A 24666-nucleotide genomic window follows, 5' to 3' on the forward strand; every position below is an offset into this window, starting at 1 on the left:
CCCAAACGCAACAAGGCCCGCATAAGCGGGCCTTGTCGTTCGAACCTCGGAAGGTTCGAGCAAATTCTAAAGCGCTATCTCTTGAGAGACTTAGGCTTAGGAAATTTGCTTGATGTTTGAAGCCTGAAGGCCTTTCTTACCCTGGGTAACGTCAAAAGAAACGTTAGCGCCTTCTTGCAGGGTTTTGAAGCCGTCTGCTTGAATTTCAGAGAAATGGGCAAACAGGTCATCGCCGCCGTCAGAAGGAGCAATAAAACCGAAGCCTTTAGTATCGTTAAACCACTTAACTGTGCCAGTAGACATAGTAAAAATCCTTTCGCGCAATGCGCTTTGTAAAGTTCCTGGTATCACCCAGATTAATAGCGGATAAAACAAGGAATACAATTACAGTCTTGCCGAAAGATTTTGTACACGTCTATCTCGTACATTTCTAAATCTTTTTCGTACACTTCTGAAACCATGCTTGCTTGCTAACCAACTGGCGCTACAGTGTCATGAAATGTAGCTCGTGTCAAACCCTTTGCTGATTATCTTACCTTTGCGCTCACTAAACAGCCTCTATTGCCAGCCCACTTTCCACACGCTGTCATCTTTTAAGCTTTGCCAAGGCACAATGAGCTCGCGATGAGAGTACACCGCCTCAATCACGACCTCTACTACGTTCTCTTCTTCATCTCGCAGCAGCTGGGTAACTATAAAGTGCTTCTCTTTATTGCTTGGCTGGGCAGCCGTCCATTTGCTGTGATGTAGCTTGCTCGGATTGATCGTATGCATTGACGTTCCTTGGCAAAGATATCTCGTGTTAGCTGCCATCAGTGATTATGCACTGACTATTGCACTTACTGTTGTACCCAGTTTTCAATGCCAAGCTCTGCATTTAGGCTTCTTAGGGTCTCGGTGCGTTCGCGACCGTTTTCAGAGTGACAGCCAGTATCGTGTTCAAGCACCGCTTGGGCGCCATCCTGGTTAACCCAGGTCACTGTATAGTTAGGCAGGTCGGTGGCACGGGGTTCGCAATCAAGGGTTTGCTGCGTTGTTCCCATGTCGGGTTGCATTGCAGCTAGTCGCTCTTGCAGCGAACGAAAAACAGTCGCGTTGCCTGCCTGAGTGCGCTCACCTTCCACGGCCGTGTGGCGTTCACCTGTGTAGCGGGTCGTACCATCCGCCTCAACTGCAACGCGATAGACAGGGCAGGTGCCGTAGCAAGGGCCTACTTCATAACGGATTTCAGCCAGGCTGTTTTCGCTGGTCGTGGCGGAATGTTGAGCGCAGCCCGCTGTCATTAGCGCCAATGTGGATACCGTTAAACAGGCGAGAGAAAAACGCATGCGAAAACTCCTTTTCTTGTAAAGATAATCTGACTTGATACGTTAGTTGCAAAGGGCTTCATTAGTGCCAGCAATACTCAATGCTTGAATTAGGGTTTGTACGAAAAGTCGGCGAGCGCAGGCAGTTTTCGTACAAAGCCTAGAGCATTTGGCTTTGCAGTGTATGTTAACGCCATCCGTTTCCATAAAGTAATCGCTAAATTAACAAACATGCACAAGGCTGTGCATGTTTGATGCGTCTGAGCTACATAAAAACCGCCGGGATAAAAAGCCACCGGGCCTTCATCATCGATGAAAGCCGGGCGGCTTTGACAGATTACTCTTGGCGATATAGCACCATGCCGCCGTGATAGAGCACGTCATTGATGAATTCTCCATCAGCGGTGAAGCCGGTGTCATCCCAGTATTCGATGTAGTTATCCGTTACCCGGTAGCGGCCCTGGTAAGCGCTTTCGCGTTCGCCCCGTGCCTCGTCGTAACGATTGTTGGGTAAAAGCTCATGTCGAATTCGGCCATCTTCGGTTACCCACATACCAACATAGGGATGGTCTGCCATGTCGGTTTCTCCTGTGTCATGGGATGTTTGCGCCGTTGTCAGTTCTGGCATAATAGTGATAATGCCAGCGACGATCAGGGCGCGTTTCCAGTAAATGGGAAGCTTGGTGTCTTGCATGTGAAATCACTCTTTCTAGGCATCGCACCCGGTAAGTCGCTCGGGTGTGACGTATGCGGTGTTATAGGCTAGCGGTGGGGCGCACGACGATGTCGCTGGTATCGACATCGTCCGGTTGATTAATCGCATGGGCGATCGCTGAGGCAATGGCGTCGGGTTTAAGTGCAATCTGTCGATAAGTCACCATGGCTTCAGCCGCCTCGGGATCCGTAATGGTATTCGCCAGTTCGGATTCAACGACGCCGGGGTAAACACAGGTAACGCGGATTTTATCGGTTTCTTGGCGTAACCCATCGGAAATAGCGCGAACCGCGTATTTAGTGGCGCAGTAGACCGCCGCCGTTGGGACGACCGTGAATCCGCCTATAGAAGAAACGTTGATGACCTGGCCGCTCTCCTGTGCTTGCAGGGTAGGCAGAGTGGCGGCGATGCCATTGAGGACGCCACGAATATTGACGTCGATCATTTGGTTCCACTCATCGACTTTGAGCGATGCCAACGGCGAGAGCGGCATAATTCCAGCGTTATTGACGATGACATCGATGCGGCCATGCAACGTAAGAGCGTAATCTGCGAAGGCCTGCATATCTTCCAGGCTGGTTACATCCAGCGCCCGATAGTCGACTATGCCACCCTCGGCGCGAATGGACTCGGACAGAGCTTTCAAGCGATCGCCCCGGCGTGCGCCGACCACGAGGCGGTGGCCTTGACCCGCTAGCCAGCGAGCGGTGGCTTCACCGATACCGCTGCTAGCACCGGTCAATAAGACAACTTTTGAAGGATGAGTCGTTGATGATTGGCTAGTGATTGAAGGGTTAGTTGCCGTCGTCATGTAATGATCCTCTCGTTTATTTACTACCGGGAGCAGATTAACGAGCGGCAGCAAAAGCCAATAGAGGCGATCCTACTGCATGCTTGCCTAATCCTATGGCGTGCAGATAAAGGCAGGCTGAGAGGGCTGTGCCAAACTACCATGATAGCAACCTAAGTTTTCAATCGACCCGTAGGGATTTAAATGACACGTATATGGAAGGCCTATTGTCAGGCATCGCTGATTTTACGCGTCACCATCGCACTGGTGCTGGGCGTTGTGGTCGGGCTGGTGGGCGGTGAACCGGTAGCGGTTTGGTTAGCACCGTTAGGCGATTTGCTGCTTCGGCTGCTTACTTTTCTGATTGTTCCGATTGTGCTGTTTACGCTGATGGTGGGTGTGAACCAGTCACGAGAGGGCAGTGCAGGACGTATTGGCGGCAAGGTATTTGGTTACTATTTAGCGTCATCGGCATTAGCGATCACCGTGGGTTTAACTATCGCTTCCCTGTTCAATCCGGGTAGCGGAATGAGGCTGGAGGAGGAAGCCAGCTTCTCGGTGCCGGATAACCCTGGCGTTATGGATGCCCTGCTTAATATCGTGCCCAGTAATATTATCGGTGCGTTTGCCGAGCTCAATATGCTGGGTATTATTTTTACAGCGCTGGTGTTTGGCATCGCCTTGTTAAAAATGCGGCAGTCTGAACGTCAGCAGGCGATGGGCGAACGTCTGTATGAGGTGATTGAAGCGCTCAATGAGGTCACCTTAAAAGTGATGTCTGGCGTCTTGCACTACGTGCCTATCGGCGTGTTTGCGATTGTCGCCGAAACGGTAAGTCAGCAGGGGTTGGAAACGCTGCTATCGCTGGGCGATATGGTGGTGGTGCTGTATATCGCACTCGCCGCTCATTTGCTGATTTATTGCGGCATCATGCGGCTATTTGGTGTGAAGTTACGTACTTTCTTTCGTGAGGCCCGCACGCCGATGGCGACGGCGTTTGCGACCCAAAGTAGCTCGGGAACATTACCACTCACCATTAATGCGGCCCACCGGTTAGGGATTTCCAAAAGTATCTATGGCTTCAGTCTGCCATTAGGCGCTACGTTAAATATGGATGGCGCGGCGATTCGTATCGCGATTTCGGCGGTCTTTGCTGCCAACGTGATTGGCGCGCCGCTGGATTTCATTAGCATGGTGCAGATAGTGCTGATTGGCACGTTGGTGTCGGTGGGTACCGCCGGCGTGCCAGGCGCTGGGATCATTATGATCGCGACCGTGTTTGCCCAAGTGGGGCTGCCAATAGAGACGGTTGCGCTGCTCACTGCCATTGATGCATTGGTAGGTATGGGGGCTACGGCGCTTAACGTGACAGGCGATTTAGTGGGTACCTCCGTTATCGCCCGAAGCGAAGGCGAAGAGCTGAAAGAGACAGCTCTGGAAGATACGTCCGCCACGGCAAAGGTGTAGTAAGTAAGGGATAGTAAGTCAGCGCCGTTGATTTAAAGGAGGACTCACGATGAATGATCGAGAACTCACCTATCTGAGACGTGCCATTGAACTGGCTGAAGAGGCCCTTGAGGCAGGCGATGAGCCCTTTGGGAGTGTGCTTGTAAGTGCTGACGGTGACGTGTTGGCAGAAGACCGTAACCGCATTGCCGGTGGTGATTCCACCCAACACCCTGAGTTTGCTCTGGCACGCTGGGCAGCACAGCATATGACGCCAGAAGCGCGAGCAGCGGCGACTGTCTATACTTCAGGCGAACATTGCCCCATGTGTGCTGCTGCCCATGGCTGGGTGGGGTTGGGGCGTATTGTTTATGCGAGCTCATCGGAGCAGCTAAGTAGTTGGCTTGCGGATTTAGGGGTTGGGCCGCCACCTGTTGCCACTTTGCCTATTCAACAGGTGGTACCTGGGCTGAAAGTAGAAGGCCCTATTCCTGAGCTTGATGAAAGCGTGCATGCACTGCATCAGCGTCGACATGGACACCCTTAGTTAATGTCACAAAAAAGCCGCCTAAGCGTTAGCTTAGGCGGCGTCATACTCAATCAGCAAACAACTTCAAATGCTAGTGCTTCAAAATCACATAAAACGCATGGATGATGCCCGGAATGAAGCCAAATAGCGTTAGGATAATGTTCAGCCAGAAATGCCCTTTAAAACCGACCTCAAAAAATACGCCGAGTGGGGGAAGTATAACGGCAAAAATCATCTTAATCGGATCAGTCGCTGTAAACGCCATGAAGCCTCCTTTGCTTTCAGGGGTGTAACTTGTACAAGTGTAGGCACTGTCGGAAGTTTTATCCAGGCCTTGGTGAATAAGCTGAGACTGACCCAATAGAAAATCGTTCATTTACACTTTCACTTTCCACTAACACTATCTGGGAGGGACCCCATGCCCAACGTAACATTAAAAGTCACCACCGCGTCTTTAGGGGTGTTGAGCTGCTTTGTAGCAAGTCAAAGCTGGGCTCAAGAGGGCCCGACGAACAACACTAGCCTGGCCACCGTGGAGGTGACCGCGCCTCGTTTGGCGCGTGAGCTATATGATACGCCCGCGGCGGTTTCCACCATTGACCGCGAAGCCATTGCGCAAGGCCAGCAGCGCACGCGATTGGATGAGTCTCTGGTGCGGGTGCCGGGTGTTTTTTTGCAGAACCGCGATAACTTTGCACAGGGACAGCGTATTTCCATCCGCGGTTTTGGTGCGCGCGCGCCGTTTGGCGTACGCGGGATTACCGTGATGGTCGATGGTATTCCCTACACGCTGCCGGACGGTCAGGCGCAGTTAGATGCCATTGACCTGGACAGTGCCGAGCGTATTGAAGTCATCCGTGGGCCTTCTTCGGTGCTTTATGGCAATGCGGCAGGCGGAGTGATTGATATCACAACAGCGGATGGGCGCGATAACCCTGGTTCAAGCGTGCGTACCGAGGTGGGAAGCGATGGCTACCGTAAGGCGGTCGTGCAAACCGGTGGCGCCCAAGGGGATTGGTCGCACCATGTGAGCTTTTCAGCGCTTAATGTCGATGGCTATCGAGAGCAGAGCTCCACGGAAAAGTACCTGCTGAACGCCAAGCTACGTCGCGAATTAGGCAGCGACCGAGCGTTAACCGCGATTATCAATCTGCTCGATAACCCCCGCTCTGAAGATGCGGGGGGCGTTACACGTGAAATCGCGAGAAATGATCCACAAGGTACAGTCGACTCAGAGTTTTATTCCCCTACACGTCTCGACTCAAGGCAAAGTGTTGATCAGCAACTTCTTGGTTTACAGTACGAAGATTTGTCCGCAGGCCCGGGCGAGTTCTACTTAAAAGGTTTCGTCGCCCAGCGTGATTTTGAGCAGCAGTTGCCCTATGTGGGCGATAGTCGCATCGGCTACCAACGTGATTACCTGGGCGCGAGTGCCGAGTATCATCATGAGATCAGCCTGGGCAGCCTACCGCTGAGCTATATCACCGGCGTTGATGTGGCCCGCCAAGACGACGATCGTTTCCGCAATAATGTAGACGGCGGAGGTGTGGTGGGCGAGCAAGCGGCTGAAGAGACCCAAACCGCGACTTCGGCGGGGGTGTTTGCCCAGGGTGATCTAGCATTGACCGAGCAGGTAACGCTCTCGCTGGGTGCGCGCTTCGATAGGGTGGAATTAGAAATAGATGATCGCTATCTGGCCGATGAAGGTGGCGATCAAAGTGGCGAGCAAACCTTCAATGAGTGGAGCGGTTCGGCAGGTTTAAGCTATCGTTATCGCCCCCAGCATCAAGCCTATATCAATACCGGCACGGCGTTTGAAACCCCGACATTCTCAGAGTTTGCAAACCCGGTGGGTGGCGGTTTTAACCCGGGTGTTAAGCCACAAAAAGCGTGGAGTCGTGAGGCTGGCTTGCGAGGTTATGTGGAGCCGCTCGCGATGGATTATGACCTGGCGCTGTTTTCAGTACGCGTACGCAATGAGTTAGTGCCCTATGAGTTGGAAGAAGACAGCCGTACTTTCTACCAGAACGCGGGTGATACTGATCGTGATGGTATCGAGCTGGCGCTCGGTTGGCAGTTGGCCGACCAGTGGCGGTTGGATAGCGCCCTGACGCTGGCGCGCTATGAGTTTGATCAATTTGCCACACCAACGGAAAGCTTTGGTGGCAACCGCATCCCCGGCTTACCCGAACAGACCTGGGTCAACCAGCTAACCTGGCAAGGGAGTGATGAGCGCTTTGCGACCCTGGAAACCCAATACGTGGGTGACTTGGTGGCGGATAACACTAATGATACTGAGGTCGATAGTTACTGGCTGTTGAACCTACGCGTAGGCGATGGTTGGCAGTTGGGCAGTGATACGCGATTAAATGCTTATGTTGGCGTGCGCAATCTATTGGATGAAGAGCACTACGCCAACGTACGCTTGAACCCTGATCCTGATTTCGGCCGTTTCTACGAACCCGCGCCAGGACGCAGTGTTTATGGCGGCTTAGAAGTACGTTTCTAAATGCTACATAAATAAAATAAAAACGGGCGGCCCATTGGGTCGCCCGTTCTCGTTGGTGAGTCTATTAGCTCGACCGGTTACTCAGGCAGCGCGTAGCCAATCACGTAATCACCCATCTTGGTGCCAAAGGTGCCGTGACCACCCGCCGTGACCACGACGTACTGACGACCATCTTCGCCGGTGTAGGTCATGGGGGTGGCTTGGCCACCTGCCGGCAGGCGCGCTTTATACAGCTCTTCGCCAGTGGTGATGTCGTAACCGCGCAGGTACTGATCCAGCGTGCCGCTCAGAAACGATACACCGCCCGCAGTAGTGATCGGGCCGCCGAGTGCGGGAACACCGACATTCAGCCCAATCGGCAGGTCGAACGGCATGCTGTCGCGTGTCGTACCATTACGGTGTTTCCATGCCACTTCTGCGCTTTGTAGATCGATACCGGCCACATCGCCCCATGAGGGCGCTTGGCAGGGCAGGCCTAGCACGGAAAGCAGTGGGCCAAGCTCAACGGCATAGGGGGCGCCTGCATTAGGCTGCAAACCCTGCTCGCTAGCCGAACCTTGTCCTTCTTCTACCTCTTCGCGAGGTACCAACTTGGAAACAAATGCCAAGTATTTAGCGCCGGTGAATAGTGCTTGGCGTTCAGGGTCAACGGCGACGCCACCCCAGTTCATTACCCCGACATTACCCGGATAAACAATACTGCCTTCCAACGAAGGCGGTGTGTACTGTCCTTCATAACGCAACGAGTTGAACTGAATGCGGCACATCATCTGGTCAAACGGTGACGCCCCCCACATGTCGCGCTCGGTGAGCGGGGGTGGCAGTAGGTTAAGCGCTGAGCGTGGCTGGGTTTCGGCTGTCCAATCACCTTCAACAGCGCCTTGCGGCGCAGGCACTTCTTCGATGGGCACGATTGGCTCACCGGTTTCACGGTTCAAGACGTAAAGGCTGCCTTGCTTGGTCGGTTGAATCACCGCGGGCTGGGTACCTTCATTTGTGGCCAGGTCAATCAGCACCGGTTGCGCAGGTGTGTCCATGTCCCACAGGTCGTGGTGAACGAACTGGTAAACCCATTCCACTTGGCCATCTTCTAGATTAAGGGCTACCAGACCTGCGCTATAGGTTTCATCGTTTTCACTACGGTTAGCGCCATACTGGTCAGGCGTCGCGTTGCCCATGGGCAGGTAGACCATGCCGAGTTCTTCATCGACGCTAATCGGCGCCCATACGTTAGGCGAGTTACGTGTGTAGGTTTCGCCTTCAGCTAGTGGTTCGGTGTCATCGGGGTTGCCGCTATCCCAGTTCCACACCAACTCGCCGGTATGCACGTCGAAAGCGCGAATGACACCAGAAGGCTCATCAGTGGAACTGTTGTCGGTAACGTGTCCGCCAAGAATAACCAGGTTTTCCGTTACCGTTGCAGGCGAGGTGGAGTAGTAACCACCAGGGTCGAAGTCGCCAATATTGTTGGTCAAGTCGACTTCACCATTCTCGCCGAAGTTGGCGCACCGTTCACCTGTGTCGGCATTCAGCGCAATTAAACGTGCATCAGCGGTGGGCAGGTAAAGCCTGCGTGGACACATGACATCCGTTTCGCTGAGCATGGGTTGCGCGTTACCTGCGCCTTCAGCACCAAACATCAAAGACAGGAACGAGAGGTCCAGGCTGAATATATCGCTGTTATCGAAAATGTCGAATGAGAGCGCGGTATCACTCGTCGCGGCACTATTGTTGCCGGTCTCGTTGCCGTCTGCTGCTTCGCTAGTGTCTGAGCCAGCCGCGTAATTAGCTGCATCGTAGTAGGCGAGGCCGCGGCAGGTCATATGGGCCCAGAGCGAGAAATCCTCGGCACCCAGCGTGCTAACCTCTGGGTCAAACTCCCACAATGTTTCCCCTGTTTCCGGGGAGAGCGCCATCGCGCGGCTGTGCGAGGTACAAATATATAGGCTGTCGTTTACTTTAAGCGGGGTATTCTGGTTGGTGATTTCGGGCGGCGCGCTGGGCCCCGCCACGTCACCGGTTTGAATGCGCCATACCTCTTCCAGTTCACCGATGTTGTCAGGCGTAATCTGTTCAAGCGATGAGTAGTGAGTGCCTGCATTGGTGCCGCCATAGGCAGGCCAGTCGTCTCCCGCTACTTGCGCAGGGTTAACGGTGCTAGCCGCTTCGTTGGGGTTGGAGATCGTCCCTTCGATTCTGTCTGGGTCGCTCAGCTGACTCGCAATAGCCACCAAGATGGCAGCAACAATGCTACCTGCCAATGCCAAGCTGCCGCCCCGTGAATGTAACGGTTTACGCCACCAGGGAAGCAGTAGAATAATCCCGATTAGACAGAGAATCGCAACGCGTGGCACCAACTGCCACCAGTCTAAGCCGACTTCCCATAACGCCCATACGAGCGTCGCAAACAAGATAAGCGCATACAGCCAGAGCGCTGCGCCCTGGCGCATGGCCAGTAAAACACCGCTGGCGATAACGCCTATGCCGGTAATTAAATAATAAGCACTGCCGCCTACGCTAAGCAGCTTGCCGCCGCCAATGGCCAAGGCAAGTCCCGCCGCAACTAGCAAAAGGCCAAGCAGTAATAGCGGCCATCTGCTGTGCGTACGTGAGTGTTCATCCATGAGGTAACCCCTATTTAACAACGAGTGAATGCCACTTGGCAGTGGCTGCTAAGCGGCGATTCCGCAAAGTGCCCTAACCCATCAGCAAGGCCGATGGGTTAAAACACATCTCAATAGCTAATCGATTTTAATAATCAATTCGCTTTTGGTCTAATGATTTCTGGTTGGCCAGTGCGAACAATGATCAATAAAAAAGCCGCACTATCAACGTAGCGCGGCTTTTGGGGGGTGGGGTAGGGAGCACCTGTAAGTTTAATCTAACGCAACGATTAGCTGTCTAGTTTGACCAGCATCTTACCGGTATTGCCGCCCTCAAACAGGGCTAAGAAAGCCTCTGGGGTGCTCTCTAAACCCTCTTTCACGGTTTCTTTATAAGCCAGTTTGCCAGCGGCGACTTGCGGGGCCACTTCGTTTAGGAAGTAGGGATAACTCGACCAGTGATCCGCCACGATAAAGCCCTGCATTTTAGCTTTACGGGTGACCAGTTGCGACAGGTTGCTGGGGCCTGGAGTGGGCTCTGCGTCGTTGTAACTGTCGATCATACCGCACACTGCGATTCTGGCGCCTTCATTTAACTGGCTGAGGGCAGCTTCCAGGCAAATGCCACCCACATTTTCATAATACACATCAATACCGTTGGGGCTTGCGAGCTTAATGGCGTCGCTTAATTCATGCGCATTGCGATCGCGATAGCTGACCGGTTCGACACCCAGTGACTCAAGCCAAGCGAGCTTATGGGCAGCGCCTGCAATGCCCACTACATGGCAGCCTTTTGCTTTGGCTAACTGAACCGCCAATGAGCCAACTGCACCGCTGGCCGCACTGACCAGAACGTTATCGCCCGGTTTGCACTCAGCAATCAAATTAAGACCGGTCCAGGCGGTCATGCCGGGCATGCCTAACACACCCAGGTAAGCCTGTTCAGGAACATCAAGGTCGGGTAGTGGCGTCACCCCTTGGGCAGGCAGTTGGGCAATATCACGCCAGCCGCCCATATGGCTGACACGATCGCCCACCTTGAGGCTTGCGTCATTGGATTCGATCACTTCGCCAATGGCGCCGCCTTCCATGGGTTGGCCGAGTTCAAATGGGTCTACATACGTGCGAACGCCATTCATGCGGCCCCGCATATAAGGATCCACAGAGAGCCAGCGATTACGAATTCGCACTTCTCCGTCGGCTAGCTCAGGCAGCGTTTGCGTCTCCAGTTTAAACAGAGAGCGATCGGGTAGGCCCTTGGGGTAATCAGTAAGCGTATAAAACTGTGACTGCATAAATGCCTCCTGCGAATAAATGGCGCCTTGAGCTATCTGTTTCAGCTAAGCGCGTTGAACTCCTTGCAGCATAGAGACCATTAGCTTGCTTGCAAGTTCGCCATGCATGAGAAAGCGGTAGGAGATAAAGCACCTCAAAAGAAACAGGGCGACCATTGCTGGTCGCCCTGTATTTATAGAGTGGCACTATTTTGACTGGTTTACTGTCGCATTAATTAGGCTAAGGGGTATCACACACCAACCAAGAATGTGTTATCCGTTAATCCAACAGCGTTACCATAACCGGTGCTGTACCGCGGCGTAGCATGCCAAGCTTCACTGCCGCGCGTTTGGATAAATCAATAATGCGCCCTTTAACGAAGGGGCCGCGGTCATTGATCATTACTTCTACCTTTTGCCCCGTGTCCGGGCGCGTCACCAACACCTTCGTGCCAAACGGCAAACTAGGGTGGGCGGCTGTCAGTGCCTGCTGGTCAAAGGGCTCTCCACTCGCTGTGGTGGCTCCTTGAAAGCGGTCACTGTAAAAGGAGGCGACGCCTTCCTGTGTATCTGTTTCGTGTGCGAAAGCACTATTAGCAGCGCTACCAACTACTACCGCTGCCAAACAAATCGTTCGGATCAGTCGTTTGTGGGCTCCCATAGGAGTACCTCAGTTTTGCGTATTACGGATCCCGCATTCTTTGATGAGGTGCCGAGTAGGCCTTGCGATAGTACCCTTGTCGTTGCGGGTCAGCAAGCTTTGAGAAGATCGACGCAATTAGGTTCAATTTCAAGATTTTTTAATCGCAATGTTCGTGCCCTTGAGTTTCAGTGACTTATCAGTCCAAGGGTTAAGTTAGTAAAAATACAGATTTGTGCAATGCAGTATTTTTTATCAAACGCTCACTTGATTTCGCTAAGCATCTTATAATCACGTTTGCTTAATTTATTAATGATTGTCATTACAACTTAACAAGGGATCGTTCATGGCTAAATCGGCTTCGCTAGCATTTGTATTGGTGGCGTTGGGCGGCGCTACCGTCGGTTTTCTGGCTGCTCAGGTTATTCCCTTGCAGCTGCAAACTGCTGAGGATAAGCCCACCAAGAGGCTCATACTTACAGAGCCTTTACGCGGGGAAATAACCTTGGCGAGCGAACTTAACGGGAACGATGGCAGCCGCTTTGTGCGCTATGCAATCTCGCTAGAAGAAGATGAAATTGTTGAAATCTCTCTTGATGGTGCCTTGGAAGGCGTTGTGGCCCTTTACGATGATCAGCTGCAGTTGCTCGATAATGCGCCTGTTGTGCGCCACCGCATCGAAGAAAGCGGTGATTATGTGGTGGTGGTAAGCGGGGCCGATGCTTATAGCTATGGCCCATTTACCATTGATAGCCGCAGCGTAGAGCTCACCGATGCCGACACGGTGACAATAGGCGAACCATTCGACAGCTGGTTGCAGGGCGATGCCGATGAAATAGCGCTGAACATAGAAGAGGCGGGTCTTTACCAGCTTGAAATGCGCTCTGATGATTTTGACCCCTATTTAGCCATAGAAGGACCCAACGGCTATACCCGTGAAGATGATGACAGCGCCGGTGATTTAGACGCCCGCATTGCCGATTTCTTTGAGCCCGGTGAATACACGCTGACCGCGCGCAGTGCTTATGACGATGGCAATGGTGTTTATACCCTTTTAGTGGCGCCTCACGAATTACCGGGCGATGGCGAGCTGCGCAACGAGGGGTCACTCACTGCCGATGGATCGCTAAGTGGTTGGTACAGCGGTGAACCACTGATCTATCAGCTGGAGCTGGAAGAGAGCTCGTTGGTTACCATAGAAATGCGCTCCGCTGATTTCGATACATTGATTGAAATTAGTGGTCAAGGCGTTGCAGCCAGCGACGACGATGGCGCAGGGGGCACCGATTCCCGTCTTCAAGAGCAATTGCTGCCTGGTACTTACACAGTAAGCGCAAGCGGTTTTAGCGCTACCGGCAGCGGTTTGTTCGAATTAAATGTGGAAATGGAACCGACGGAAATTCCTCCTGAGCTGTAATGACTAGCTCACTTATCCCGGTAAATCTATTTAAACCAGCTAGGCTGAAGAGGCATTGCCAAAAGCACGCATTGTGTCTGCTTTAGCACTGTTTACTGCAATTCAATAATAGGCATGGATCGCTTATGAACCAACAAATCAAAACACACCGCTCAGCACGTTTAATGGTGGTTGACCCGCAAGGCCAGCTACTGCTTTTTCGCTATCATGATGAGCATCAAGCGCCTTTTTGGACCACCGTAGGCGGCGAATTGCTTGAGGGAGAGGATTATCCCAGCACGGCAATGCGCGAGCTGAAGGAAGAAACGGGGTTGACCTGCCCCATCGGCCCGCTATTGCGCGAACGAGATGACATAGGCGCCGTGGCAGGCTCTCCGCCAGCCCGCTGGCTTGAACGCTACTTTCTGGTGCGCTGCCCGCCAATGGCTGAAATTGCCACTGCCCAGTGGAGCGATGAAGAGCCTTCTACTGTTCATGCCAGGCATTGGTGGACGCTGGAAGAGATGCGCGAGGCCGACCCCGCGCTTTTTAAACCCGGGTGGTTACCTGAATTACTCGACGACATTCTATCTAGCGAGCCAGTGACTAAAGTAGCCGAGGTGAATCTGTTTAAGTAAGCCTAGCGGCCAGCTTTAAGGCAGCCAACCACCACCAGCACTGCCGCTGTGGGTAAGCGCCAGTCGAGCACACTCATGCCTGCTAGAACCAGTAGCAGGGCGGCCAGAATCGGCACGCCATACGCTAAGCTGCCCACTAGGCTGGCGTGCCCCCAGCGGAGTGCTTTATCCCATGCCACCATGGCCACGCCGTAAGGGCCTAACCCCAGTGCAATGCCTGCTAGTAACGCTTCCCCGCTGGGTAAAGGGAGTTGTCCTTCAAGTAGCAGGCTAGCGGCCACGGCAATAGCACAAGCGATCAGCAGCAGTCGTGGCAGTAGCGGTGTCAACGCCACTGGGGCTGCCTGGCTGAGCCATGAATAGAGTGCCCAACAGCAGGCAGCCAGCAGCGCTAGAGCATAGCCAGTGGTGGCGCCCCCTAATCCGCCGCTGATGGCTTGAGGAACCAGCAGTAACGCTGCGCCTGAAAACGCTATCAGCGCACCGACAACGCCTGCGATGCGCAGACGGCCAAAGCGGCTCCACTGACTCAGCAGCACAAAGAGCACTGGCCAGGTATAAGTAATCAGCGCCGCTTCAGCGGCGGGCGCTAGCCGCATACCAATAAAGTAAGTACTCACAGCACCAAAAATAAGCAACGGGATGCCCACCCAGACACTTAACTTCCAACCCGCGCCGCTGGCAGCAACATTAACGCGGCGGCTCAGCGGTAGCGTTGCCAGCGCCCCCGCAAGCAGTGTTACTGCGGTTAGCTGTAAAGGTGGCGTCGCCTTGGCAAACTCTGCCAGCAGCGGCGCTGCACTCCAAAGCATCACGGCCACCAGTGCCGCACCAACACTGTACCAACGTGGAAAAAGGGCGGGGGAGTGAGCGCGATGCATCGGAAGTCTCCTTGATTTGAGCATGTGCCGAGCAGCATACTCATCATCAATGCATCACAATATCGATCTTTTATGATCATTTTAATCAAGAATGGTGATATATGCGCGCGCCCACCTTAGACCTAACCCTGCTTCGTACCCTGGTGGCAATTTCGGATACCGGCAGTGTGACCGCCGCCGCCAAACGCTTGGCTTACACGCAGTCTACGGTGAGTATGCAGCTGCAGAGGCTGGAGGCGCAGTTATCGCTAACACTGCACGAGCGGGAAGGGCGGCGAATACGCTTTACATCAGAAGGCGAGCGCCTACTTAATCATGCTCGGCGGCTGCTAGCGCTTAATGATGAAGCATGGAGTGATATGCAGGCGCGCCAAGTTACCGGTGACCTCACGTTAGGCATACCCGAAGATTACGCCTCGCTGCTGCCCTCGGTGTTTGCTTACTTTAATCAGCTCTATCCGGCGGTGGGACTCAAGGTGATCTGCGGTACCAGCGCCCATCTCGTAGAGCAGGTAAAAGCCAAAGAGCTTGATCTGGCACTGGTGACACGCCAACGCAACTCACCAGGGGGCGATGTAATCCGTCGAGAGCCTTTGCTGTGGGCCGTTGGAATGTACCAGCAGCCGCTGCTAAGCGATCCACTGCCGTTAGCGCTTTATTCGCCGGGGGCTGACGTGTTTCGTGAAGTCGCCGAGCAGGCGCTGCAGTCGGCAGGGCGCAGTTGGCGTGTTGCCTATACCAGCCAATCAATGGCCGGGCTGGCGCCGATTGTGACCGCGGGGCTCGCGATAGTGGTGGTGACGCGCAGCATGCTGACGCCGGCGCTAAGGCCACTGGATGAGAGCAGTGGCCTGCCTGCGCTGCCAATGATTGAGCTGGCGCTTCACCGCGCACCCCACCGGCCCTCAGAGCCAGCGCGGCGCTTGGGTGAGTTAATACGTGAGCAATTAGCCGTGCCTGACTAGGCTATATAAATACCGACCGTAGCGATGCAACCGTTCCCAGCAGGTAGTAGACGAGAAGCATTGGGTAAAAGTAACACTTAACGTTGAGGGCAGCGAAGTGCTTTAATCAGCGAAAGGGAACGTTACTGACTAGACTAAAAAGCAAATAAATTTGCTGTTAGGAGCACTACATGCACGAACTGGATCATTATATCTACCCGCACCGGGTGCTGCACTGGCTAGTGGCGGGTGCCGTGTTACTCTCGTTGGCTAGCGGTTTAACGCTAGGCTTTCTGGGGTTTGAACGCACCGTTGCGTTGGTAGGCAATACGCTCACGAACTTGCTTTATACCAGCCATAAAACGCTCGGCGTATTGATATTATTGCTGATGACGCTGCGCATTATTACCCGGCTGGCGTTTGTGGTCCCAGATCATGAACCACCTTTAAATGCGTTCGAGCGGATTGTTAGCTCCAGTGTGCACCATCTGCTCTATTTAGCGCTCATTATTATGCCTTTACTGGGCTGGGCCGCCACTGCTAGCGGCGGCTTTCCGGTAGAGTTTTTCCACTGGCATTTGCCCGGTTTACTTGCTGAGCGTGAGCAGCTCTCTGAACAACTTTTTATGTGGCATGGGCGGTTAGGTTGGATCATTTTAGGTTTAGTGGTACTGCACGTTGCTGGCGCGTTATTCCATTGGAAAATCAAGCGTGACAACGTTATGAAGCGCATGAGCCTGTTTGACTAGAATTAAGAACTCGCCGAGCCGTAGCGATAGTAAGCGGCGGCTTGGCTTGATTTAACTGCATACATATTGCTATCAGCTTCACTCAGCAAGCTTTCAAGCGTTGCAGCCTCTGTGCCGTGACAGGTGCTTACTCCAATACTGACGCTAACGCTGACTTGCTCACCGCCGGGAAGGTTGATCGGCGAACAGATGGCTTGGTCAATACGCGCCAGAATAGGCGCTAGCGTATCGCCGGTTCCTATATTCTCCATGATAATAATGAACTCATCGCCTCCATACCGGGCACAGTGATCATTGGTGCGCGCTAAGTGGACGATGCGTTTGGCTATTTTCTGTAAAACGAAGTCGCCTGCTTCATGACCATAATTATCGTTAATAGGCTTAAAGCGATCCAGGTCGAGCATTAATAGCGCCAAACGATGACCATGCTGACGATTACGCTGTAGCGCTCCTTCGGCAGAACGCATCAGTCCATGGCGATTCAGCAGGCTAGTGAGTACATCATGATTGGCCAAATGCTCCAATGCTTTGGTGCGGGCAGCGACTTTTCGTTCCAACAGGGTTTCCTGTTTCTTGAGTGCTGCCAACATCGCGCTTTGAGTTCTCTCTTTTTGCCGTTTAAGTTTATTGAAGCGCGATGCTAAGGCAAACGAGAGCAATAACATTTCCAGCGCTGAGCCAATTTGAATACCGTGCAGAGTAATAAAGTTGGCTGGAAGTAGGCTCAGGTTACGCAGCGCAAAGACACCAGTACCTAGTAAAAATAGTGACCAAGCAAATACAAACAGACGCGCACTGGGTACGCGTTGCAAACTACAGTAGCTGCCGCATAGCAGGAGCAGTAAAGCGGCCATAAAGCCCGTCACATCCATGAGGTGAAGCGCCGAGGGAGTGGGTAATAACAGTGTGGCAATCACTGTCAACCAGCAGTAACTGCGAAAGGTACTCAATACGTTGTGCCAGCGAGGACAATAGGTCTTCGTGTTAAGAAAGCTTTGCGCAAATAGCGTGGCCATGGTGGAAGCGAAGGTAAAACCGAGTGCCACGAGACGAGCCGTGTTGTCACCCAGAAAGCTCCAAAACATCAGTGTACCGATGCCGTTAAAGGTCAGAATAGCGAGAGCAAAGCCGCCGACAAAGAGCGAATAGTGAAGAAAAACCCGTTCCTTTAAGCCAAAAAATAGCAATAAGTTATATAAACCCATTGCCAGCAGCATGCCGAAGTAGGTAGCCAGCCAAAAATTATGGCGATCGTTTTGGGTATAAAACGCCTCGGGCGTTATTAGCTTGTAGTTGAGCATTTTGCTGCCTGAGGCAGCCACATGGGTATACAGAGTTACTTGCTCATGGGCAGCAAGCTCCAGTGAAAAAACCGCCTGACGATGGGCTAGGGCGCGCTGTTCAACCGGGACTGCACTACCGCTGCGCTGCGCCTCAATGCCCTGTTGGCGCAGTGTGTAAAGTGTGACGTAATCCAAGAATGGGTACTCAAACTGTACCATCCAGCGCTGGGTTTCCGGCGAGTCATTACGCACTTGTGTTCTAAGCCACACATCATGACGGGTATAGCCGAAGTTTAAATTCTCTTCGTGATGGGAGTGCTTAAAATTAGGCGGGTGAGAGAGTAAGTTATTTAGCGTGATTGATTTATCAGTTGCATGCCAAAATTCACTGTAAGGAGCAAGCGAGTAGCTCGCCTGGTTTGGCGCTGCTGATAAGAGGGTATTTGCATGTGCCCAAGGTATCCAACATCCAGCCAACAGCAGCAGTAGGCCGATATAAACACCTGCCTTTAAACGTCGAACATGCATATCACATCGCTTTTTTTAGTTTTTATTCCGCTCTTTGTTCCCTGGGTTCCCTTACCCATACCAGGGGCCGCCCATCGTTATATTATAGCGCTTAGGTAAACGTGCAATTTACTCGCCGTTTGGCACTAATGCAGCAGGAGAAAATATCATCACCAAATTTTTCTGTGCTGTTTGATGGGCACTTTCAGTGTAGACAAGTTTGTAAAATTAACTGTTTAAAACTTCCATACTTAATAAAAGATATGACCTAAATGTTGGGTAAGTCGTTGAATTAATTCTCCGCTGTGACGCCAAAAATGCCAGTAGAGCGGCACCGATAAAGAGTGGCCTGGCGCCACGCTGACCAGTTGACCACTTTGCATTAATTCTCTCGTCTGTAATTGCGGCATCATGCCATAGCCAATCCCTGCGGCGGCTAAACGAACAAAGCCCTCCGAAGAGGGGCAGAGGTGATAAGGAAAGTGGCTGTGGAAACCAAACAGCGCCATAAACCGATGCTGCAACTGATCGTGGGGGCCGAAAACGATGGCTGGTGCACGCTGAAAGTTCTCTGTTGTCGGGCCATCTGAAAAATAGCGCTCAACGTAAGCGGGTGTCGCCAACGGGTGATAGCGCATTTCTCCCAGCGCTACGCAACGCGCACCCGCAATCGGTTGCGGTGTGGCGCATAGGCAGGCCGCTACATCTCCATCGCGCAACCGCTTGAGTCCGACATCTTGATCTTCAATCACAAGGTCCAGTAACACGCCTTCTTGTTGACAAATAGTGGCAACAGCCTCGGCCCACCAGGTGACTAGGCTGTCCGCATTAATCGCAATACGCAGGCGCGGCGCCTGATCATCTAAGGTGGGTAGTGAGCCACGCAGGTCACGCTCTAATAGCTGTACCTGCTGGTAGTGGGTTAACAGCCGCTGGCCAGCAGGGGTTGGAGCTAAATGCGGGTGCCGAACCAACACTGGCTGACCAAGGCGAATTTCTAGTGCTTTTATACGTTGGGACACGGCAGATTGTGACAGTCCCAATTCATCCCCCGCGCGCTCAAAGCCGCCGCACTCCACCACGGTCGCCAAAGCATGAAGTAATTTGTAATCGAGCATGACGGTTTCCCACGGTAGCACTAAGTGACATAAGGCAAAAAATGGCGTTAAAACGGTGTAGCGCTTTTTATTTAGATTCAAATAGGATTGAATCTCATAAGCTAATGAATTACATTTCAGGCAGAGCTAGAGCATCAGAATCCTCACGGGTTGCCTAGCACTTTATGTGAGTAGTTTCTGTAATGCCACAGCCTAAAGGACACCGTAATGCCCGCCATCATGCTCCGTCGCCCTCTTGCTGGCATCGTTGCGCTTAGCGCGCTGATGCCTTTTGCCCCAGTTGCTATCGACACCGCTGCTGCCGACACCGTTAGCGCTGACGCCGTGGTTAATCACTACGCCGATTTGGCGCATGCCAATTACGCCGATGCACTGAAGGCTGCCCAAGCATTGAACGAGCGTATCGACGAATTGCTCGCCAATCCCACGGCTGAAACACTGAGCGCAGCCAAGCAAGCCTGGCTGCAGGCGCGGGTGCCTTATCAGCAGAGCGAAGTGTTTCGTTTCGGTAATGCGGTGGTGGACGACTGGGAAGGGCAGCTCAACGCCTGGCCTCTGGACGAAGGCATGATCGATTATGTCGAAGGCGACGACTACCAGCATGAACTGGGTAACGAGGGCGCCACCGCCAATATTATTGCCAACGAGCAAATCACTGTCGGCGGCGAAACTCTGGACGTTAGCGATATTACCCCGGAACTCCTTGCTGACCTGAACGAAATAGGCGGCTCGGAGGCCAACGTCGCCAGCGGCTATCACGCCATCGAGTTTCTGCTCTGGGGGCAGGATCTGCATGGCTTTGAGGCAGGCAACGGCGAACGACCGGTAAGCGATTACCAAATCGGCGACGAGTGCACTCATGGCTACTGCGATCGCCGCGGTAGCTACCTGGATGCGGTGTCCGACCTGCTCGTTGACGACCTTGAGTGGATGGTGGCCCAGTGGGCGCCGGAAACTGAGGGTAACTACCGCCTGGAGTTGCTTGCCGAAAGCGATCAGGAGGGCCTGCGCCGTATGCTGTTCGGCATGGGTTCGCTCTCTCTGGGCGAGCTGGCGGGTGAGCGATTAAAGGTCGCCCTGGAAGCCAACTCTTTTGAGGATGAGCACGACTGCTTCAGCGATAATACCCACAACTCCCACTACTACAACGGCCAGGGTATCCAGAATATCTACACCGGCAGCTATCAGCGCCTTGATGGCAGTGTGGTAGAGGGACCTTCGCTGCAAGACCTGTTATCTCAGCAAAATGCTGAGCTGGCCGATACACTCCATGAGCAGCTAGAAGCCACGATGGCGCGGCTTGATGCTATCAAGGAGGCGGCTGAAGCGGAAAGCTCGCCGATGGCCTTCGATATGATGATCGCCCCGGGTAACGAGCGGGGCAGTGAACTGATCAACGAGGCGATCCTTACCCTAGTGGCGCAAACAGGGTCTATCGAACAGGCCGCAGGCGATCTGGGCGTGACCTCCCTGCAGCCTGATGATGCCGGTCACCGGTTCTAGGCTGGACTAGCGTCTACCATGAGCCGCCGATAGTGTTGCTATCGAGCGGCTCTGTTGGTTTTTGTCGAATGGCTCGTATTCAGTATCATCCCTCGCAAGGTATCACCATGTACCGCTTACTCCGGTTTATTGTCTTAGCCAAGTGGGTGCCCAGCACATTAGCCCACAGCAGTTTATTACTGTTCTTGCTGGCCACGCCCCTGCAGGGAGCCGAATCACCTACCCAGGATTACCCTATTCAGTTGCCGCCTATACAGACCTCGCCCATGAGTGGCGGCGATGGCTCGGTAGAGCAGTTTGACCATAACGCCTATTCATTGCCGCTGAGTAATATGTCGATGACCAAGCGGCTGGATTTCAGCGTTGGCAACAGCTTCTTTCGCAACCCTTGGGTGGCGGCGCCCGCCAGCACCGAGGCCCGGGATGGCCTGGGGCCACTCCTGAATACCAATAGCTGCCAGGGCTGCCACCTTAAGGATGGTCGGGGGCACCCACCCACCGGCGACGAAAACCCCATCGCGCTGTTTCTGCGCCTCTCGCTACCCGCTAGCCAAGCGAACCCAGAGACACTGGGGCAGCGAGGCGCGCTTCCGGTACCTAATTATGGTTTGCAGCTACAAACCGCGGCGATTAGCGGTGCCAAGCCCGAGGCCAAACTGGTGATTGAGTATCGCCCTCGGGAAGTGAGCTTCACCGATGGCACCAGCGTCACCTTGCAGGAGCCGATTTACTCGATTGCCGAGCCCGCCTACGGGGAGCTGCCGGAGTCACTGCAAACCTCGCCGCGGCTGGCACCGCCAATGATTGGCCTGGGCCTGCTAGAAGCGATTCCTGAAGCTGACCTTATCGCTGCCGCTGACCCTGAAGACGCCGATGGCGACGGGATTTCCGGCCGCTATAACCAAGTGTGGGATGTGCGCAGTGGCACCCCGGTGCTAGGGCGTTTCGGCTGGAAAGCCGGTGAGCCCAGCATTGAGCAGCAGGGCCTGCACGCCTTTGCTGGGGATATGGGGCTGACCTCCAGTCTGGTACCGCAAACCGACTGCATGGAGAGCCAGGGGTGCGATGCTTTTCCTAATGGTGGCACGCCCGAAGTCAGCGATGACGTGGCCGACTTCGTGACCTTCTACGCCTCCAGTCTGGCGGTGCCAATGCGCCGCAATATGGATGACCCAGCGGTGAAACAGGGCGCTGAGCGTTTTAACGCGCTCGGCTGTGCGAGCTGCCATACGCCGCGCCAGCGCACTGCTGCGGACGCCCCCCGTCCGGCGTTGGCGGGGCAGGAGATATGGCCTTATAGCGACCTACTGCTCCACGATCTGGGCGATGCCCTGGCTGATCATCGTAGTGAGTTCCAGGCCGATGGCCGAGAATGGCGCACCCCGCCGCTGTGGGGTATTGGCTTGGCGCAAACGGTTAATCCTCGGGCTGGTTTTCTCCACGATGGTCGCGCCCGCACTTTGGAAGAGGCGATACTCTGGCACGGTGGCGAGGCAGAAAGTGCCACCCAGAGCTATCGCGCATTGCCCGCCGACCAGCGAGCGGAACTTATCCGTTTCCTAGAATCCCTGTAAGTCATTATTGTTAAGGAGTTAACGTGATCGCATCTTTTCGCCGCCTGAGTTTGCTGGCCTGCGCGCTACTTGCAGCGCCGCTCTCTTTTGCTACGGACACCCCTACGCCGCGGGAAATGTGGCACGGCGCGGTAGAGCTTCAGTATGCCGAACTCAGCGCCGCCTCCGAACGCCTGGAAGCCAGCGCCGCACGTTTTTGCCAGAGCCCAGACGAAGCACTCAGGCAGCGCCTGGAAAATGACTGGCTGAGCGCCTATCAAGCCTGGCAGGCGGTGCGTTTTATTCAGTTCGGTCCGGTTGAGCAGAATAGCCGAGGCTGGCAGCTGCAGTTCTGGCCAGACCGTAAAAACCTGGTGGGCAGTAAGGTGCGCGGCTGGCTGAAGGCAGCCGACGCCCCAGATGCCCAAGATATCGCCAGTGACAGCGTGGCGATCCAAGGTTTTCCCGCCCTTGAATACTTGCTTTATGACGACGCCATGGACGAACAGGCCCTGAGCGACCCTGGAGCCTGCTCGCTGATGCAGGCCATCACCACGCATCTTGCGGATACCACAAGCGCGCTGCATCGCGACTGGCAGGCCTTTGGCGAGCACTATCTTGAGACTCCTGACTACACGGAGACCACGCTGGCGAGCGCCATCCAGGCTCTCGAAATACTCGAAGATAAACGGCTCGGTGAGCCCATGGGCCTTAAAGGCGCACCCGCCAACGGCTACTTGGCGGAAGCGTGGCGAAGCGGACAAACGGTTCGATTGGTAGAGAGCAGCCTGGAGGGCCTGCGTACCGGCTTTTTGCCGGGGCTCACCGCGCTGTTGCGCGAGGCTAATGCGCTGCCGCTCGCCGAGGCGTTCCGTGATCAGTTGGATAAAACACTCGTTCAGGCCAGCGACTTGCCACCGGGCTTGGTGCCTTCCCTTAAAAACGAAGAGGCGTTTCGCGGCCTGCAGTCGCTCTACCTCGACATCAGCCAGCTACGCCATCTGCTGGGTAACGAGATCGCAGGTCAATTGGGGCTGGTGCGCGGCTTTAACTCCAGCGATGGGGATTGAACTATGCAGCGACGACAAATACTCAAAGCAGGGCTGAGCAGTGTGGCCCTGGCGCTAACCCCGTTGAGCTGGGCGCTGCCCGCGCGCGAGGAAGCCGCGTGGCTGTTCAGCGCGGTAGACGACCCTAGCGGGGCGCATTACATCGCCGGGGTGGCATTGGATGGCCAGACCCGCTTTATGATCGAAGTACCCGAACGCTGCCACGGCGGCTGTCTGCGGCCAGATTCCCGCCAGGCAGTATTGTTTGCTCGCCGCCCTGGCACGCGGATGTATGTGATCGATGGCGACAGCCGTCAATTAGCCCACACCATTGCGGCCGGAAAGGGCTACCACTTCTACGGGCATGGCGTGTTCGACCTGAACGGGCGCTATCTGTATGTCACCGCCAATCGTTTGGAGGACAGCGCCGGGCTAGTGCGCGTTTACGACGCTGCCAACGACTACGCCCATGTGCGCGATATGCCGCTGGGCGGTATTGGGCCCCATGAGCTTCGGCTGATGCCGGATGGCGATACCCTGGTGATTGGCTTGGGGGGGATCCAGACTCATCCTGACTACGGCCGGGTTAAACTCAATCTTGATACCATGGCACCAGCGCTGATGCTGCTGAATCGCCACAGCGGGGAGATACTGGCACGTCACGAACCTTCGCACCACCAGCTCAGCTGTCGTCATCTGGATGTGGCGGCGGACGGTACCGTGATCGCTGGCTACCAGTTTGAAGGCCCTGAGTGGGAAACCCATCCGCTGATCTGCCGACTTGATAGTGATGGTCATTTCTCTGAGCTGACGCTTGACGATGAAGTCACCACCAGTCTAAAGCACTACACTGCCAGCGTGGCGTTTAGCCGTGATTCTGACAATGTCCTGGTGACTGCCCCTCGCGGCAACCGGGTACTGCTGCTGGATGCCGAGCAAGGTAAGCTTGTTGCCAGCCTGGCGCTGCCCGACGCCGCCGGCGCCCGCTGCGACGGTAACGGCGGTTTTCTGGTCTCCTCCGGCCAGGGCGGGCTCTACCGTGTTACGCCTGACTTAGCGATGCCCGAGCTTCTCGCCAGCCTGGAACTGCGCTGGGATAACCATCTGACATGATTTTCAGAAAAGCGGCTTGGGATAGTATTCCGCACCAGTGACCCGGTTGCCACATAATCACCCAATGTTAATGACTCCTTCTTGGTGAGCGGCGGCGCTGTTAGACTTCAGCGCTCTTT

23 protein-coding genes are annotated in these 24666 nt (G+C 54.3%); 11 read left to right on the plus strand and 12 right to left on the minus strand.

Annotated features, from left to right (window positions below; genetic code table 11):
• Positions 1–96: 96 nt before the first annotated feature.
• The 5 genes from V8L70_RS11520 to V8L70_RS11540 form a co-directional block, all read right to left on the minus strand.
• Positions 97–303, minus strand: coding sequence for a cold-shock protein (locus V8L70_RS11520; protein WP_007111402.1), 207 nt, complete (start codon positions 301–303; stop codon positions 97–99).
• Positions 304–558: 255 nt separating this feature from the next.
• Positions 559–774: a TIGR02450 family Trp-rich protein gene (locus V8L70_RS11525; RefSeq protein WP_008957781.1), complete on the minus strand. Its 216-nt coding sequence runs from the start codon at positions 772–774 to the stop codon at positions 559–561.
• A gap of 65 nt (positions 775–839) precedes the next feature.
• On the minus strand, positions 840–1328 hold the full coding sequence (locus V8L70_RS11530) for a DUF6438 domain-containing protein (protein ID WP_101147995.1): 489 nt from the start codon (positions 1326–1328) through the stop codon (positions 840–842).
• A 316-nt stretch (positions 1329–1644) separates the two neighbouring features.
• Entirely contained in the window at positions 1645–2001 is a 357-nt protein-coding gene (locus V8L70_RS11535) for an Atu4866 domain-containing protein (protein WP_198556154.1), read from the minus strand.
• Positions 2002–2062: 61 nt separating this feature from the next.
• On the minus strand, positions 2063–2833 hold the full coding sequence (locus V8L70_RS11540; protein ID WP_101147996.1) for an SDR family oxidoreductase: 771 nt from the start codon (positions 2831–2833) through the stop codon (positions 2063–2065).
• 183 nt (positions 2834–3016) lie between these two features.
• Between V8L70_RS11540 and V8L70_RS11545 the strand changes: the two genes are divergently transcribed.
• Together V8L70_RS11545 and V8L70_RS11550 are read left to right on the plus strand one after the other, a co-directional pair.
• A complete protein-coding gene (locus V8L70_RS11545; protein ID WP_101147997.1) occupies positions 3017–4279 on the plus strand; it encodes a dicarboxylate/amino acid:cation symporter in 1263 nt (420 codons plus the stop codon).
• 49 nt (positions 4280–4328) lie between these two features.
• Positions 4329–4805: a nucleoside deaminase gene (locus V8L70_RS11550; protein WP_101147998.1), complete on the plus strand. Its 477-nt coding sequence runs from the start codon at positions 4329–4331 to the stop codon at positions 4803–4805.
• Between the two features lie 73 nt (positions 4806–4878).
• Here V8L70_RS11550 and V8L70_RS11555 read toward each other — a convergent pair whose 3' ends face one another.
• The gene (locus V8L70_RS11555) at positions 4879–5052 is read right to left on the minus strand and encodes a YqaE/Pmp3 family membrane protein (RefSeq protein WP_035538925.1); all 174 of its coding nucleotides are present in this window, start codon (positions 5050–5052) and stop codon (positions 4879–4881) included.
• 153 nt (positions 5053–5205) lie between these two features.
• Between V8L70_RS11555 and V8L70_RS11560 the strand changes: the two genes are divergently transcribed.
• Positions 5206–7296 carry a TonB-dependent receptor family protein gene (locus V8L70_RS11560; protein ID WP_101147999.1) on the plus strand — a complete coding sequence of 697 codons (2091 nt, stop codon included), beginning with the start codon at positions 5206–5208 and terminating at the stop codon, positions 7294–7296.
• Positions 7297–7373: 77 nt separating this feature from the next.
• Here the strand turns inward: V8L70_RS11560 and V8L70_RS11565 are convergent, their stop codons facing one another.
• The 3 genes from V8L70_RS11565 to V8L70_RS11575 all read right to left on the minus strand — a co-directional run bounded on the left by V8L70_RS11565 (position 7374) and on the right by V8L70_RS11575 (position 11834).
• Complete coding sequence (locus tag V8L70_RS11565) at positions 7374–9920, minus strand: glucose/quinate/shikimate family membrane-bound PQQ-dependent dehydrogenase (RefSeq protein ID WP_101148000.1); 2547 nt, start codon at positions 9918–9920, stop codon at positions 7374–7376.
• A 269-nt stretch (positions 9921–10189) separates the two neighbouring features.
• Complete coding sequence (locus V8L70_RS11570; RefSeq protein WP_101148001.1) at positions 10190–11194, minus strand: NADP-dependent oxidoreductase; 1005 nt, start codon at positions 11192–11194, stop codon at positions 10190–10192.
• Between the two features lie 259 nt (positions 11195–11453).
• Positions 11454–11834, minus strand: coding sequence for a septal ring lytic transglycosylase RlpA family protein (locus V8L70_RS11575; RefSeq protein WP_101148002.1), 381 nt, complete (start codon positions 11832–11834; stop codon positions 11454–11456).
• A gap of 325 nt (positions 11835–12159) precedes the next feature.
• On the opposite strand from V8L70_RS11575, the gene V8L70_RS11580 reads away from it, so the two are divergent.
• Together V8L70_RS11580 and V8L70_RS11585 are read left to right on the plus strand one after the other, a co-directional pair.
• Positions 12160–13230 carry a hypothetical protein gene (locus V8L70_RS11580; RefSeq protein ID WP_101148003.1) on the plus strand — a complete coding sequence of 357 codons (1071 nt, stop codon included), beginning with the start codon at positions 12160–12162 and terminating at the stop codon, positions 13228–13230.
• Between the two features lie 125 nt (positions 13231–13355).
• A complete protein-coding gene (locus V8L70_RS11585) occupies positions 13356–13847 on the plus strand; it encodes an NUDIX hydrolase (protein ID WP_101148004.1) in 492 nt (163 codons plus the stop codon).
• Between the two features lie 2 nt (positions 13848–13849).
• On the opposite strand, the gene V8L70_RS11590 is transcribed toward V8L70_RS11585, so the two are convergent.
• On the minus strand, positions 13850–14728 hold the full coding sequence (locus V8L70_RS11590; protein ID WP_101148005.1) for a DMT family transporter: 879 nt from the start codon (positions 14726–14728) through the stop codon (positions 13850–13852).
• A gap of 101 nt (positions 14729–14829) precedes the next feature.
• Between V8L70_RS11590 and V8L70_RS11595 the strand changes: the two genes are divergently transcribed.
• Both V8L70_RS11595 and V8L70_RS11600 read left to right on the plus strand, forming a co-directional pair.
• Positions 14830–15693 carry a LysR substrate-binding domain-containing protein gene (locus V8L70_RS11595; protein ID WP_008957761.1) on the plus strand — a complete coding sequence of 288 codons (864 nt, stop codon included), beginning with the start codon at positions 14830–14832 and terminating at the stop codon, positions 15691–15693.
• 170 nt (positions 15694–15863) lie between these two features.
• On the plus strand, positions 15864–16421 hold the full coding sequence (locus V8L70_RS11600; protein ID WP_101148006.1) for a cytochrome b: 558 nt from the start codon (positions 15864–15866) through the stop codon (positions 16419–16421).
• Positions 16422–16423: 2 nt separating this feature from the next.
• Here V8L70_RS11600 and V8L70_RS11605 read toward each other — a convergent pair whose 3' ends face one another.
• Positions 16424–18232, minus strand: a complete 1809-nt coding sequence (locus V8L70_RS11605; RefSeq protein ID WP_101148007.1) for a sensor domain-containing diguanylate cyclase — start codon at positions 18230–18232, stop codon at positions 16424–16426.
• Between the two features lie 230 nt (positions 18233–18462).
• Positions 18463–19329, minus strand: a complete 867-nt coding sequence (locus V8L70_RS11610) for a LysR family transcriptional regulator ArgP (protein ID WP_008957758.1) — start codon at positions 19327–19329, stop codon at positions 18463–18465.
• Between the two features lie 207 nt (positions 19330–19536).
• On the opposite strand from V8L70_RS11610, the gene V8L70_RS11615 reads away from it, so the two are divergent.
• The 4 genes from V8L70_RS11615 to V8L70_RS11630 all read left to right on the plus strand — a co-directional run bounded on the left by V8L70_RS11615 (position 19537) and on the right by V8L70_RS11630 (position 24547).
• A complete protein-coding gene (locus V8L70_RS11615; RefSeq protein ID WP_198556155.1) occupies positions 19537–20832 on the plus strand; it encodes an imelysin family protein in 1296 nt (431 codons plus the stop codon).
• Between the two features lie 107 nt (positions 20833–20939).
• Positions 20940–22406 (plus strand): di-heme oxidoreductase family protein, encoded by a 1467-nt coding sequence (locus V8L70_RS11620; protein ID WP_101148008.1) that lies wholly within the window; start codon positions 20940–20942, stop codon positions 22404–22406.
• A 23-nt stretch (positions 22407–22429) separates the two neighbouring features.
• On the plus strand, positions 22430–23455 hold the full coding sequence (locus tag V8L70_RS11625) for an imelysin family protein (RefSeq protein ID WP_101148009.1): 1026 nt from the start codon (positions 22430–22432) through the stop codon (positions 23453–23455).
• A 3-nt stretch (positions 23456–23458) separates the two neighbouring features.
• Positions 23459–24547, plus strand: a complete 1089-nt coding sequence (locus tag V8L70_RS11630) for a DUF1513 domain-containing protein (protein WP_101148010.1) — start codon at positions 23459–23461, stop codon at positions 24545–24547.
• Positions 24548–24666 lie beyond the last annotated feature (119 nt).

The organism is Vreelandella arctica, from assembly GCF_037070215.1.
Lineage (GTDB): Bacteria > Pseudomonadota > Gammaproteobacteria > Pseudomonadales > Halomonadaceae > Vreelandella > Vreelandella arctica.